This window comes from Pseudoalteromonas sp. CNC9-20 (genome assembly GCF_022347875.1).
GTDB lineage: Bacteria > Pseudomonadota > Gammaproteobacteria > Enterobacterales > Alteromonadaceae > Pseudoalteromonas > Pseudoalteromonas ruthenica.
Genome location: NZ_JAKRFS010000004.1, coordinates 438,528 through 451,979, shown reverse-complemented (window position 1 = coordinate 451,979; position 13,452 = coordinate 438,528). Strand labels below are relative to the sequence as shown.

The 13,452-nt window shown below is 48.3% G+C and carries 13 protein-coding genes; 9 read left to right on the top strand and 4 right to left on the bottom strand.

Translation table 11 applies throughout. The features are described from left to right. The first annotated feature begins 58 nt into the window (after nt 1-58). The 5 genes from gmk (at nt 59) to MHM89_RS12495 (ending at nt 5,391) form a co-directional block, all read left to right on the top strand. The gene (gene gmk / locus MHM89_RS12515) at nt 59-679 is read left to right on the top strand and encodes a guanylate kinase (protein ID WP_045979328.1); all 621 of its coding nucleotides are present in this window, start codon (nt 59-61) and stop codon (nt 677-679) included. A gap of 65 nt (nt 680-744) precedes the next feature. Further along, the gene (gene rpoZ / locus MHM89_RS12510) at nt 745-1,020 is read left to right on the top strand and encodes a DNA-directed RNA polymerase subunit omega (RefSeq protein WP_022943476.1); all 276 of its coding nucleotides are present in this window, start codon (nt 745-747) and stop codon (nt 1,018-1,020) included. 117 nt (nt 1,021-1,137) lie between these two features. Further along, nucleotides 1,138-3,243, top strand: coding sequence for a bifunctional GTP diphosphokinase/guanosine-3',5'-bis pyrophosphate 3'-pyrophosphohydrolase (spoT, locus tag MHM89_RS12505; RefSeq protein ID WP_022943475.1), 2,106 nt, complete (start codon nt 1,138-1,140; stop codon nt 3,241-3,243). 9 nt (nt 3,244-3,252) lie between these two features. Beyond that, nucleotides 3,253-3,645 carry a RidA family protein gene (locus tag MHM89_RS12500; RefSeq protein ID WP_239408938.1) on the top strand — a complete coding sequence of 131 codons (393 nt, stop codon included), beginning with the start codon at nt 3,253-3,255 and terminating at the stop codon, nt 3,643-3,645. 126 nt (nt 3,646-3,771) lie between these two features. Beyond that, the gene (locus tag MHM89_RS12495; RefSeq protein WP_239408936.1) at nt 3,772-5,391 is read left to right on the top strand and encodes a FapA family protein; all 1,620 of its coding nucleotides are present in this window, start codon (nt 3,772-3,774) and stop codon (nt 5,389-5,391) included. Nucleotides 5,392-5,453: 62 nt separating this feature from the next. Here MHM89_RS12495 and asnA read toward each other — a convergent pair whose 3' ends face one another. After that, nucleotides 5,454-6,446 carry an aspartate--ammonia ligase gene (gene asnA, locus MHM89_RS12490; protein ID WP_045979327.1) on the bottom strand — a complete coding sequence of 331 codons (993 nt, stop codon included), beginning with the start codon at nt 6,444-6,446 and terminating at the stop codon, nt 5,454-5,456. A 155-nt stretch (nt 6,447-6,601) separates the two neighbouring features. Between asnA and asnC the strand changes: the two genes are divergently transcribed. From asnC to recG, 3 genes are all read left to right on the top strand, one after another. After that, complete coding sequence (gene asnC / locus MHM89_RS12485) at nt 6,602-7,060, top strand: transcriptional regulator AsnC (protein WP_239408934.1); 459 nt, start codon at nt 6,602-6,604, stop codon at nt 7,058-7,060. A 50-nt stretch (nt 7,061-7,110) separates the two neighbouring features. Continuing rightward, on the top strand, nt 7,111-7,806 hold the full coding sequence (gene trmH, locus MHM89_RS12480; RefSeq protein WP_239408933.1) for a tRNA (guanosine(18)-2'-O)-methyltransferase TrmH: 696 nt from the start codon (nt 7,111-7,113) through the stop codon (nt 7,804-7,806). 65 nt (nt 7,807-7,871) lie between these two features. Continuing rightward, nucleotides 7,872-9,947, top strand: coding sequence for an ATP-dependent DNA helicase RecG (gene recG, locus MHM89_RS12475; RefSeq protein ID WP_275441821.1), 2,076 nt, complete (start codon nt 7,872-7,874; stop codon nt 9,945-9,947). A 98-nt stretch (nt 9,948-10,045) separates the two neighbouring features. On the opposite strand, the gene MHM89_RS12470 is transcribed toward recG, so the two are convergent. Together MHM89_RS12470 and MHM89_RS12465 are read right to left on the bottom strand one after the other, a co-directional pair. After that, nucleotides 10,046-10,972 (bottom strand): porin, encoded by a 927-nt coding sequence (locus tag MHM89_RS12470; protein ID WP_022943468.1) that lies wholly within the window; start codon nt 10,970-10,972, stop codon nt 10,046-10,048. A 155-nt stretch (nt 10,973-11,127) separates the two neighbouring features. Beyond that, nucleotides 11,128-11,985 carry a LysR family transcriptional regulator gene (locus MHM89_RS12465; RefSeq protein WP_022943467.1) on the bottom strand — a complete coding sequence of 286 codons (858 nt, stop codon included), beginning with the start codon at nt 11,983-11,985 and terminating at the stop codon, nt 11,128-11,130. Between the two features lie 93 nt (nt 11,986-12,078). Between MHM89_RS12465 and MHM89_RS12460 the strand changes: the two genes are divergently transcribed. Then, entirely contained in the window at nt 12,079-12,453 is a 375-nt protein-coding gene (locus MHM89_RS12460; RefSeq protein ID WP_022943466.1) for a DUF413 domain-containing protein, read from the top strand. Nucleotides 12,454-12,506: 53 nt separating this feature from the next. On the opposite strand, the gene rarD is transcribed toward MHM89_RS12460, so the two are convergent. Next, a complete protein-coding gene (gene rarD, locus MHM89_RS12455; RefSeq protein ID WP_045979326.1) occupies nt 12,507-13,436 on the bottom strand; it encodes an EamA family transporter RarD in 930 nt (309 codons plus the stop codon). Nucleotides 13,437-13,452: the final 16 nt, after the last annotated feature.

Genomic DNA, 13,452 nt, shown 5'->3' with positions numbered 1-13,452 from the left:
TGAGAAATCCGCTATACTACGCGGCTCTTTTTTAAACCCCAGTATTTAGAGAGACATCATGAGCCAAGTTCGTGGTAATTTGTTTATTTTATCCGCCCCATCTGGTGCGGGTAAGTCCAGCTTGATCAATGCGTTACTCCAACAACATAGTGATATGCAAGTATCGGTGTCGCACACCACTCGTGCTCCTCGCCCTGGCGAACAAAACGCCAAGCATTATCATTTTGTAAGCGAAGCTGAGTTCAAAACACTGATCGACAATGATGATTTCTTTGAATGGGCGCAAGTGTTCGACAATTATTACGGCACTTCAAAGGCGGCGATAGAACAGCAACTTGCCAACGGCATTGATGTGTTTCTCGATATCGACTGGCAAGGCGCGCGACAAGTGCGTGAATTAGCCCCGGACGTCACCACTATTTTTATTTTGCCGCCGTCCAAGGCAGAGCTTGAAAATCGCCTAACCAATCGCGGCCAAGATTCCGCAGACGTGATTGCCGGGCGCATGGCCAAGGCGCAATCGGAAACCTCACACTTTGATGAGTATGATTACTTGGTCGTTAATGATGACTTTGACACTGCTTTAGCTGAGATTGAAACCATCGTTAAAGCCAAGCGCTTAAGCATCAGCGCTCAGCGTGTAAAACATAACGAACTAATCCACGACTTGTTAAAATAACTATTGGCCTAAACTTAACCTTGCAGTAAACTATGCGTTTACAGAATTAAATTTTGGAGTGAAGCATGGCTCGCGTAACTGTTGAAGATGCAGTAGATAAAATTGGCAATCGTTTTGACTTAATCCTTGTCGCCGCCCGTCGTGCGCGCCAGATCGCCGTAGGTGGTAAAGATCCTATGGTTGATGCTGAAAACGACAAACCAACGGTTCTCGCTTTGCGTGAAATCGAGGAAGGCCACATTACTGTGGATACCCTAGAGGCCATTGAACGCCAAGAGCAGCAAAACCAAGAAGCTGCTGAAATGGCAGCTGTTGCGGCTATCGTTGGCGGTAACCAATAAGCGGCCTCTAACGCTCTCAAAACGGCTGCAATACTCGCGCAGCCGTTGGCTTTCCCCTCTTTTCATCGTATATTCACCTTAACTGTTCAATTTCGCCTCGCTGTGTTTGGAGTGTGAATGTATCTCTTTGAAGGTCTAAAGAAAAAAATATCCGAGTACCTGCCTCCGGCTGATGTGGCATTGGTACAAAAAGCCTATGTGGTGGCCCGTGAAGCCCATGAAGGACAATTTCGCTCAAGTGGTGAGCCGTACATCACACACCCCGTTGAAGTAACGCAGATTTTAGCCAGCATGAAGCTCGACCATGAGACCCTTATGGCGGCGCTTATGCACGATGTCATCGAAGACACCGACTTCTCGCAACAAGACCTGGCGGAAATATTTGGCGAGACCGTCGCCGAACTCGTCGAGGGCGTCAGTAAGCTCGATAAACTCAGCTTCAAAGACAAAAAAGAATTCCAAGCTGAAAACTATCGCAAAATGATCATGGCGATGACTCAGGACATCCGCGTTATTTTAATTAAATTGGCGGACCGCACCCATAACATGCGCACCCTGGGAGCACTGCGTCCTGACAAGCGTCGTCGCATCGCCCGCGAGACCTTAGAAATCTTTGCCCCCATCGCTAACCGCTTAGGTATCCACGACATTAAAAACGAGCTCGAAGACTTAGGTTTTCAAGCGCTTTACCCGATGCGCTATCGCGCCCTGAAATCAGAGGTTGCGAAAGCACGAGGCAATCGTAAGGAAGTGATCAGCAATATTCAGGGTGAGATTGAATCACGCTTAGAAGACGCTGGCATTCAAGCGCAAGTATCAGGGCGAGAAAAGCACCTCTACAGCATTTACAAAAAAATGCTCAACAAAGAGCTGATGTTTAATGAGGTGATGGACATTTATGCGTTTCGCATTGTTGTTGATAGCATGGATACCTGTTACCGCGTGCTTGGGGTGGCGCATAATCTCTATAAACCTATCGAAACACGTTTTAAAGATTATATTGCCGTACCAAAGACCAATGGCTATCAGTCGCTACACACCTCGCTGGTGGGGCCACACGGCATTCCCGTAGAGATTCAAATTCGCACCTTAGATATGGATCACATGGCCGATAAAGGGGTCGCGGCACATTGGATGTACAAAAAGGCGGGAGAAAATACCGGGCACACGGCTCAGCAACGCGCCCGTCAATGGATGCAAAGCCTACTCGAGCTGCAACAAAGTGCAGGCTCTTCATTTGAATTTGTGGAAAACGTTAAAACCGAACTGTTCCCTGAAGAGATTTACGTATTTACTCCTGATGGCCGTATTATCGAGTTGCCCATGGGGGCCACCGCTGTCGACTTTGCCTATGCGGTGCACACCGATGTTGGCAACACCTGTGTAGGTGCCCGCGTCAATCGCAAACCGCACCCCTTGAGTCGACCGCTTGATACCGGGCAAACCGTAGAGGTGATCACCAGCTCAGGGGCACACCCCAACGCCACGTGGCTCAACTTTATTGTTACCGCAAAAGCACGCTTATGTGTACGTAATTACCTTAAGAGCCAACGTCAAGAAGAGGCTATGCAATTAGGGCGTCGTCTGCTTGATTCGGCTTTGGGCGAGCACGCATTAGACGAGATAGGTGAAGAGCGGATAACGCGTGTACTTGAAGAGCACCAACTCAACACCTTGCTGGAGCTATTGGTCGAAATAGGCTGTGGCAACATTATGAGCATGCTGGTTGCCAAACGCCTACTGCAAGTAGACGAGGAACAAATCGACGACTTAGAAAAATCGGCAAAGGCGGCCATTATTGGTACCGAAGGCATGCTGGTCAATTACTCTAAGTGCTGCCGTCCGGTCCCAGGTGATGCCATTGTCGCTCATGTTAGCCAAGGCAAAGGCCTGACCGTGCACCGCCAAGAATGTAAAAATATTCGCGGCTGGCAAAGCGAGTCATCAAAATACTTTGTTGTGAAGTGGGAAGATAACCCAGAAAAAGAATACATTGCCGCTTTGCGTGTGGAAATCATCAACCACCAAGGTGTGCTCGCTAAGCTCACCAACTTAGTGGCGTCAACAGGCGCTAATATTGTTGAACTAACAACTGATGAAAAAGAAAGCAATTTATATGTTATTGACCTTGGCGTGACCGTGAAAGACCGTATTCACGTAGCAAATATCATGCGCCGCATCCGGGTGATGCCAGATGTACAAAAGGTCTACCGTAAAAAGTAAAGGATAATCATGAATAAAATTATTATATCAACCGACCAAGCCCCCTCAGCTATTGGCACTTATAACCAAGCTGTTAAGGTAGGCACCGCTGTATACCTTTCGGGGCAAATTCCACTTGTGGCAGAGACCATGGAAATGATCTCTGATGACTTCGCGGAACAAACACAGCAAGTATTTAATAATCTGGCCGCCGTTTGTGAAGCCGCCGGGGGTGAGTTACAAGACATGGTCAAGGTCAATATTTTCCTTACCGACTTGAGCAACTTTGCCACGGTGAATGAAATTATGAGTCAACATTTCAAGATGCCTTACCCTGCTCGCGCCGCTATTGGCGTGAAAGAGCTACCTAAAGGCGCGCAAGTTGAAATCGACGGAATTATGGAGCTGCCATCCACTAATTAGACAGCCCACCTCACTGGTATACTTTTTGGGCAGAGTTTTCTGCCCTCTCCTCTCTTCCATTCTCCTTGTAAATCTCATAAAGTAGGATAAAACTTAATAAAGTCGTGTGCTTGCAAGGAATTATTTGTGTTTAAATTGGCCCACAATGGCAATGTGCTGTTTAATGTGACGCAGGAGACACCGGCGCCACCATCAAAAACAGCCATGCTAGAAGCATTACAGCAATCCGAATTTGCTGGCTGTAAAGTGGACGACGAGCACCTCGATAAGTTTTACAGCGGTGAAGAATCAGGTCCGAGTATCGTAGTCGGTAAGCGCGTAGATGCCACGTTAGAGGTCACCATCAGCGACGATAAAATGTCAGCGATGGGACGGCTAACCACAGCGCAAGGGGGCAAAGCCCTCGATTTGGAAGCCGGCAAAAAGGCCATTGTGGTGGCGGGTGTACGCCGAGGCTACCAGCAAGCGCTTTTAGAAAAACTTTTACAACAGCAATTCGAATTGGCCCCTGGTAGCTCAGTGAAAGGCACATTAGCACGTGGACGCTTACCCGTAGATGGGCAGCCCAGCGAACTAATCAAGCAAACACAAACCCTAAAAGATCGCATTAATAAACCTAAACGCCGCGAAGACGGCACGGTTGATATGCGCGACTTTGGCAAACTTGCCAGCGTTCAGCCCGGCACTGTTCTAATGATCCAAAAGCCTGCAACTCCAGGGAAAGAGGGGTTCACCGTCACCGGCGATGTACTTGAAGCCAAACCTGGTGAGCAACTGTCTTTAACCCCCGGAGAGGGGACCGAACTCAATCCGGATAACCCACTGGAGCTGCGCGCGACTGTTTCTGGCGTGCCCGTGGAATCTCCCAATGGCATGCGCGTTGACGATATTTTCACGATTAAAGAAGTGAACGTTAAAAGTGGCCATATCGATTTTGATGGCTCTGTGGTGATCACCCATAACGTTGAGCCGGGTATGCGCGTCACCGCTAAGGGTGAAATTAGCGTACTGGGCACGGTGGAATCAGGTATTCTTAATGCCACCGGTGATATCACCATCAAACAGGGCACCATTGGTCACCCTAACCACCAACAAAATGACGCCGAGCTTACTTGCCAGATTAATGCAGGCGGTAATTTACATATCAGCCACGCCCAATATTGCTATCTAGAAGCCACCAATATCTATATCGAACGCCAAGCTAGCCATTGCCAATTAAAAGCCCTAGAAAGCCTTATAGTAGGGCCAGAAGAGAGCCCAAATGGTAAGCTCTTTGGCGGTGAAGTACTCGATGCCTGCCGCCTTGAAGCCGGTGAAATTGGTAGTGAGTCGGGGGCCAAGATGCGCATTAATCTAGTTGCCCGAGGCGCGGATATTACCGCTGACAATGACGCTTGTGTGCAGCAACTTTCGCAGACTGACGATAAACTCGCGTCGTTGCAAGATGCATTAGAGAAAGCCGAAGCGATTAAAGACGCGGAAAAGAAAAAGCAACTCATTGAAAAAATTGGTGCCACGCAACTGGCCCTAGTACAACAAGCAGATGAGCTTGAAACTAAGCTGTCTAGCTTAGATAACACCTTACACTCACTGCTAGATGGCGCCAATCTTGTCGCCCATCAACGCTTAAATTCCGGCGTTGAGATTCATATCTTTGACAAGGTACTGAAAACAGCCAGGCAGTACCCACCCTGCGTTGTAAAACTAGAAAAAAGCAAAATAGAGGTTGAGTTTAAAACCTCCTAAACAGCAAAAAAGCGTGCTTAGCCCATTATTCATAACGAGGCTCAGCACGCTAACCACAAGATTTACAATAAGGCTTGCTGTTGTTTTAGCTGTTCAGGCCATACTCCTACCTGCACTTGACCAATATGACTCTTTTGCAAAAGCAACATCGCTAAACGAGACTGGCCGATACCGCCACCAATGGTTTGTGGTAGCTTTTTATGAAGCAAGGCTTGATGCCAAGGCAGTTGCGTTTTGTGGCTTTGCTCGCTCAACTCCAACTGAGTGAGTAATGACTCGGGGCAAACCCGAATGCCCATGGAAGAAATCTCAAATGCATCTTCAAGTACCTTGTTCCACACTAAGATATCGCCGTTAAGTCCAGGCAACCCCTCATCTCCCTGAGTAGACCAATCATCATAATCCGGGGCGCGCACATCATGACGTTGACCGTCTGCGAGCTTACCACCGATGCCGATGAGAAAGACTGCACCATACTGCTTACAAACCGCACGCTCCCGCTCTTTCGCGCTTAGATCTGGGTATGCCTGACGCAACTTCTCGGCATGAATAAAATGAATTTTTTCAGGTAGGTAAGGAGCAATATCAAACTGCTCACCGACATAGGTTTCTGTCGCTTTAATGGCAGCATAAATTTGCTCAACAGTGGCCTTTAGCGTCGCTAAACTGCGCTCGCTACGCTCACAAATCACCTTTTCCCAATCCCACTGGTCAACATACACTGAATGGATAGGGCTTAGACGCTCTTCGTCTGGGCGCAAGGCCCGCATATGTGTGTACAATCCAGAGCCCACCGCAAAGCCGTAATCAGCGAGGGTCTTACGTTTCCACTTCGCTAATGAATGCACTACCTCATAACGTTGCTCAGGTAGGGTTTTCACCTGCACGGCGACGGCCTTTTCATGACCACTGAGCTCATCTTGAATGCCATCTCCTACCTGGGCAAGAATCGGCGCCTGCACCTCAACAAGATTCAAAGCCGCTGCTAAGTGCTGTGAAAATACCTGTTTAACCGTACTAATTTGCTGCTGTTGTTGAATATACTCTGTGCTCATGGTCCTCATTCCCATTGCTGCTTTGTTCGATATAAAAACCATACCTCAGCGAGAGTTTTATTCAATAGTATTTAACAAAAAGAGCTTTACTTAAAAATAAAAATCAATTTAACTGAAATATATTAGATATCATTTATTTTTTATGTGTTTTAACTATGGACAATTATCGATTCGACAATTTAGACAAATCCATCCTTAAGAGCTTGATGAGTAATGCCCGCACCCCTTACGCCGAATTGGCGAAACAATGCGGAGTCAGTGCTGGGACCATTCATGTGCGCATAGAAAAAATGCGCCAAGCCGGAGTGATCACCGGCACCCAGGTACGTGTTGACGCTAAACGCCTGGGGTATGATGTGTGTTGCTTTATTGGCATTAACCTCAACAATGCCCGCGACTACCCCCATACTTTAGAGCTATTGCGTGAGCTCGAAGAAGTGGTCGAGGCCTACTACACCACAGGTAATTACAGCATTTTTATTAAGGTGATGGCGCGCTCCATCGAGCACTTACAAGACGTGCTGATCAATAAAGTGCAAGCGATTGAAGCAATTCAGTCAACCGAAACGCTGATTTCTTTGCAAAACCCTATTAATCGTAGTGTGACCCCATAGCCACATTGGCGTATAATCGGCGCACTTTTTTGTAACAGCAAAGATGGGCTATGGGCGAAAAACGTTACCACCGAGTAAAACAAGTTTTAGATAGACGACAAACCGATCTCAGCGTGTGCTTAGATGAAGTGCATAAACACCATAATCTTTCGGCCATCGTGCGCACCGCCGACGCTGTCGGTTGTCACCATATTCATGCGGTCTGGCCTAAAGAGCAGCGTCGTCTCACCAATAACACCTCCGGCGGTAGCAAAAACTGGGTGCACACCCATATGCATAACGATATTGACCAGGCTGTTGGCAGTATTCGCGAGCAGATCCCTGGGGTGCAGTTGCTGGCCACCAACCTCAGTAGCGACGCCGTCGACTATCGTGATATTGACTACACCCAACCCACCGCCGTAATTGTTGGCCAAGAGCGCGAGGGGATTTCCGATGCGGCGCTTGCCCATGCTGATAAGCATATCGTCATTCCGATGCGCGGCATGGTGCAGTCTCTTAATGTCTCTGTGGCCGCAGCGTTAATCCTATACGAGGCACAGCGCCAACGCGAAGCCGCTGGCTTGTATGAACGCGATATGCTCAATCCACAAATCAAGCACACTTTAATATTCGAAGGATGCCACCCTATTATTGCCCAGCAATGCAAAGAAAAGGGGCTCCCCTACCCAGCTCTTGACGAGAACGGTGAAATTATTGCCAGTGAACAGTTCTGGGATACCTTACGCTACAAACGTCAGCGCTAAGTGACTTGAAAGCAAGGCCCTGCAGTCAGTACACTTAGGTTATAACTGTTTGAAGGACATGCCATTTGCCAAGCCTGAACACCTACCCCATTAACGAGCTCAAAGGCGTTGGCCCAAAAATGGCCGAGCGCCTTGCCAAGCTTGGCATTCGCAGCGTGCAAGACATGCTATTTCATTTGCCGCTGCGCTATGAAGACCGCACCCGCATTGTTCCCATCTGCGAGCTTCTGCCCCATACCCATGTGTGTGTGCAGGCCACCATTGAATCCGCCAACATTACCTTTGGCCGCCGGCGGATGTTGGTGTGCCATATTAATGATGGCAGCGGACGCATGACGCTCAGGTTCTTTAACTTCTCTGCGGCGCAAAAAAACGCCATGCAAGAGGGCAAAGTGATCCGCTGTTTTGGTGAAGTGCGCCGCGCTAAAGTCGGGCTGGAAATGGCGCACCCTGAGTACAGTATTAGCGACAGCCCCGAAGCCCTCCCCACACAAACACATTTAAGCGCTATTTATCCGACCACCGACGGACTAAAACAACTGTCATTGCGCAACCTAATGCTTCAAGCGCTGCAAGCCTTGAATCGCGCGCCGATAGAAGAGCTGCTGCCACAACAGTATCGTCCCGCAGGTTGGTCACTCGCCGATGCCATTCGCTTTATTCACCAACCACCGGTTGATAGCGACACCCAAGCTTTAGAGCTCGGTGAACATCCAGCGCAGCAACGTCTGGCATTTGAAGAGTTACTGGCCCATAACCTCAGCTTGTTGGCCCTAAGGCAACAGGGGCAAGCTCACAAGGCCGTGACCTTGGCGCCAAATAATGCCTTAGAGCAGCCATTTGTAGCGTCTTTAGGGTTTACGCCGACGTCAGCACAGCAACGCGTAGTGGCAGAGATTAAAACGGATATGCAGCAGCCGTATCCAATGATGCGCTTGGTACAAGGCGATGTTGGCTCAGGGAAAACCTTAGTGGCAGCACTGGCAAGCTTATGTGCCATCGCCCAAGGTTACCAAGTGGCGCTCATGGCGCCGACAGAAATTCTCGCCGAGCAACATGCTTTAAACTTCAGCCGTTGGTTTACCCCCCGAGGTATTCAAGTCACCCTGCTTGGTGGTAAAACCAAAGGCAAAGCACGTGAGCACGCCCTGAGCGATATTCAAAGTGGCCAGGCACAAATGATTATTGGCACCCACGCATTATTCCAAGATCAGGTGCAATTCAATAACCTGGCGTTGATCATAATTGATGAGCAACACCGTTTTGGCGTCCACCAGCGCTTGTCACTGCGTGAGAAAGGCCGCTTTGGCGATTGCTACCCACACCAATTGGTGATGACCGCAACCCCCATCCCTCGCACCTTAGCGATGACCGCTTACGCTGATTTGGAAACATCGATTATCGACGAGCTGCCCCCGGGGCGCACGCCTGTTACCACCGTTGCTATTCCCGACAGCCGACGCGACGATGTCATAACGCGTGTGCACAAAGCGGTACAAGAGCAAGGTAGACAAGTTTACTGGGTGTGTACCCTGATTGATGAGTCTGATGCGCTGCAGTGTCAAGCCGCGCAATTAAGCGCCGAAGAACTTCGTGAGCGCCTCCCTGAGCTGCGTATTGGCCTAGTTCATGGTCGTCTAAAGGCGGATGAAAAGCAGCGCGTTATGAGTGAGTTTAAAGACGGCGAACTTGATGTGCTAGTGGCAACGACAGTGATTGAAGTGGGTGTTGATGTCCCTAATGCCAGCCTAATTATCATAGAAAACCCCGAGCGCTTAGGTTTGGCGCAATTACATCAGCTCCGTGGTCGTGTTGGCCGGGGCGCGGCAGCCTCCCATTGTGTGCTGCTCTATCATGCCCCTTTGTCACATACTGCGCAGCAGCGCCTAGGAGTGTTACGTGATAGCAACGATGGTTTTGTTATTGCCGAGCGCGATTTGCAAATTCGTGGGCCAGGGGAAGTGTTAGGCACAAAACAAACCGGCATGACCGATTTTAAAGTGGCGGATTTAGAGCGCGACAAAGCCTTAATCAACAACCTTCGTCCGCTCGCCAAACAGCTTCTAATACAGCATCCAGAGGTAGCCAAGGCATTGTGTTGGCGCTGGTTAGGCGATCGCTCTGCCTACGCCCAGGCCTGATGGAGCTATACCTGTATCAAAGCATTATAAGTGTGCTACTCACTGTATTTAGACAACAAAAAACCCGCCAAATGGGCGGGTTTTTCATCTGCAAAAGCTTAGAATTTGTATTCCATGCCTACAGCTAAATAGTCTTCATCAGCGCTCGCATCGTCATCAAATTTGGTATAAAAGCCAAATAACTTGGTACTTTTATTAAACTTGTAATCAACGCCAGCGGTCATCGCATTACGGTCGTTGCCAGCAAAATCCATGGTTTGGTATTGCGCTTTTAATACCGTTTTATCAATCGCATATGCTGCACTTACTAAGAAGCCGTCGCTGTCTTCACCGCCTGCTGCGGGCTCTTGTGTTTGGTACATGGCACCGAGCTTTATTCCTGCGACTTTAGTGCCCACAGTAGCACGTAAAATATCGTAGCCTTTTACTTCACTGTCAGCGGCAATTGCGGCGTACACGTTGGATTTTTTCAGGCCTTTATCACCATAAGTCAAGGCAACCGAGTAGCCGTTGTCGGCATCGGTATCATCTTCAGCAATATAACTGGCAATAACTTTAAAACCATTGAGGCTATTCGAGGTATATGTAACCGAGTCACCTAAGCGATTTTCACCTTTGAATACGTTTTTAATATCGCCTTCAAGGTCACTGAACAAGTCAACTTTACCTTGCGATTGCTTTAGCGCGGTATCGTTACGACCAATCACGATTTGGCCAAAATTACCTTTAAGACCGACGTATTGGTTACGTGCAGTGATGTTGTCTTTATCGCCTTTTGAATCAGCGTCAGACAAATCAACCTGAAACTCAAGTTTATAAACTACGTCCAAGCCATCAGCAATCCCCTCTGAGCCTTTAAAGCCAAGGCGAGATGCGTTACTTTTGATTTCAGTGAATGATCCCTCACCCTCATCAGATGACTGCACTGTTACATTCGCTTTACCGTAAATATTGACATCAGCCGATGCGTAAAAAGGCAATCCAGCCGCCACAGCGAGCACTAGTGCAGAAGGAGCAAATCTCATAGTCGTTTCCTCAGTTAAAAATCGCAACACATAATTAAAACGCCTGCAGTCTGCCAGTGTTAAATTACAGAAATATGACAAATGACATTTAAAGTTCAACAAAGTGTCACCGAGGTGACATTTAAGCTTCACATTCAACGCTTTAATAATGATGTTTATGTGAGTTCTTCACCGATTAATTGTAGCTGCTGTTGGAGCTTTTCAATTAAGTCTTTTTGTTCATTGTCTTTATGAAAGGCGACGAACACTTCTCGCGAGGTCTGCGGCACTCCTTCAACTAAGAAGAGCTCTCCCGATTCCAGATATTGCTGCGCTTGCACTCTTGGCACAAAGGCACTACCGCCACAACGTAAAATCAACTCTAAGGCGATACGTCCTGTACTGGTGCGAAAATAAGGCGGTGCCGAATTGGCAAAATTGCGGGCATGCCACAGCGAAAATGCCGTCCCCCAATCCACGAATACATATTGGTTATCAAAAAAAGACTCAGCAGTCGCATCGGCATAACTCGACAGCGGAATAATATCCAGTGTGCAAATTGGTTCAACGCACAACTCATCGACCTTAGGTAAATCGAACAGCACCGCTATATCTAAGGTGCGTTCGAGTAATAGCCGGGTGCTCTCCTGCTGATTTTTAACTTCTGCGACCAAGGAGATGCCCGGCATAGCCGAGACAATATGGGCAATACCAAATTGCAAAAACGCATCCCAAATATTCGCTGTGCCACTGAGTGCCAATTGACGGCGCATGTTATCTGCCAGCGCCACATCCAGCTTGGCACGCTGTACTCCGGTGACAATCAGCTTAGCGTGAGGTAACAGACGCTCCCCCGGAGCAGTCAGCTGGATGTTATTGCGTTGGCGCAGAAATAGATTGACACCCAAGCTTTGCTCTAACTGACGAATACGAAAGCTCACCGCTGACTGCGTGATATATAGGTTTTCTGCAGCGCGGCCAAAGTGGCGAGTACGCGCGACCTCAATGAACGTCTTCAGTAAATCGATATCCACTCGTGTTTATCCTCACGATAAAAATTTTTTGTTTAAAAAAACAACGCTTGTGTACCATACTCCAGCCGATTTCCCTTGTATTAGGAGCTAGCTATGACGGCGCACCAATTGTTCGAATTACGCAAAGCTTTTGCTTGCGATCACAAATTCTATAACGATGAAAAGTTCCCACGCGGTTTCAGCCGCAGTGGCCACTTTACGCTACTAGAATCGGAGATTTTAGAAGAACATGGACGCTTATTAAAAGCTTTGCAAGAAAAAACAGTTGAACCCATTAACGACACACAAGCGCATTTCGTTGCAGCCACGACTGGCGTATCCACGCCCATCAACCCGGTCGAGAACGCGTGGATAAAGTACTTAAAACTGACGACCAGTAAGGCACGTTTTTTCACCTTGTTTGGGCGTAAACGCAGCTTTGACGCTCCTGAAGTGGAAGTAGAAATCGATAGCGACGATCTCGATTAAACCGCACTTTACGCCCATGCCAGCGATTAGCAGGCGTGGGCGAGTTTAAAAAATTAACGCAAGCTGGCGCGATTGACGGTGCCTTGCTGCTGCGCGCGAGCGTTGCGGCTAAAGCGCCATGAATCCCAACTAAACACCAGCAATGCAGCCCAAATACAGGCGAAGGTAACGATGCGCTCAGCATCAAATACCTCGCCATAAAAGACCACGGCTAATAAAAACATCAGGCTTGGGCCAATATATTGGAAAAAGCCGATAGTAGTGTATTGCAACCGCTTAGCAGCAGCGGTGAAGCACAATAGTGGTAAGGTGGTCACAATACCGGCGCTAACCAGCAAGGTGTTTAATTGCCAACTATTGACCATTAAATCGGAGCTTGCTGTGGGCGTTGAGAAGTACCAATAAGCCAGTGCCACCGGGAATAAGATAACCGCTTCAAGTAATAACCCAGGTAATGATTCAACGGGCATCTTTTTACGAATTAAACCATAGGTGGCAAAGGAGCCAGCCAACGCAAAGGCCACCACCGGAAACGAACCGAAACTGATCAGCTGAATGGCCACCCCAGTGAGCGCCAAAGCCACCGCAAATAGCTGCCACTTGCGCAAGCGCTCAGATAAAAAGGTTACACCGAGTAGTACGTTCAGTAACGGGTTGATGTAATAGCCAAGGCTGGCATCGAGCATGTGGTCATTGTTCACCGCCCAAATAAACAAGCCCCAGTTGAAACCTAATAAGGTGGCACTCACTACCAGCATGAGTAAGTATTTTGGCTGTTTAATGATCACTTGGACGTTACGCCACTGACGCAACACTGCCACCACTAACAACAAAAATAGCACCGACCAAATCACACGATGGGCAAGGATTTCCAGAGCGGGTACAGCGAGCAACTGTTTGAAATAGACTGGGGCAACTCCCCACATAGTGAACGCCAAGGCTGCGAATAGCATGCCTTTTTTGGCTTGAGCATCGGATGACATAACACTAACCCAAACG

Bases quoted from the DNA above. Each gene is read 5' to 3' on its own strand.
- gmk (WP_045979328.1), top strand. From the start codon at position 59: ATGAGCCAAGTTCGTGGTAATTTGTTTATTTTATCCGCCCCATCTGGT.
- rpoZ (WP_022943476.1), top strand. From the start codon at position 745: ATGGCTCGCGTAACTGTTGAAGATGCAGTAGATAAAATTGGCAATCGT.
- spoT (WP_022943475.1), top strand. From the start codon at position 1,138: ATGTATCTCTTTGAAGGTCTAAAGAAAAAAATATCCGAGTACCTGCCT.
- MHM89_RS12500 (WP_239408938.1), top strand. From the start codon at position 3,253: ATGAATAAAATTATTATATCAACCGACCAAGCCCCCTCAGCTATTGGC.
- asnA (WP_045979327.1), bottom strand. From the start codon at position 6,446: ATGAGCACAGAGTATATTCAACAACAGCAGCAAATTAGTACGGTTAAA.
- asnC (WP_239408934.1), top strand. From the start codon at position 6,602: ATGGACAATTATCGATTCGACAATTTAGACAAATCCATCCTTAAGAGC.
- trmH (WP_239408933.1), top strand. From the start codon at position 7,111: ATGGGCGAAAAACGTTACCACCGAGTAAAACAAGTTTTAGATAGACGA.
- MHM89_RS12470 (WP_022943468.1), bottom strand. From the start codon at position 10,972: ATGAGATTTGCTCCTTCTGCACTAGTGCTCGCTGTGGCGGCTGGATTG.
- MHM89_RS12460 (WP_022943466.1), top strand. From the start codon at position 12,079: ATGACGGCGCACCAATTGTTCGAATTACGCAAAGCTTTTGCTTGCGAT.
- rarD (WP_045979326.1), bottom strand. From the start codon at position 13,436: ATGTCATCCGATGCTCAAGCCAAAAAAGGCATGCTATTCGCAGCCTTG.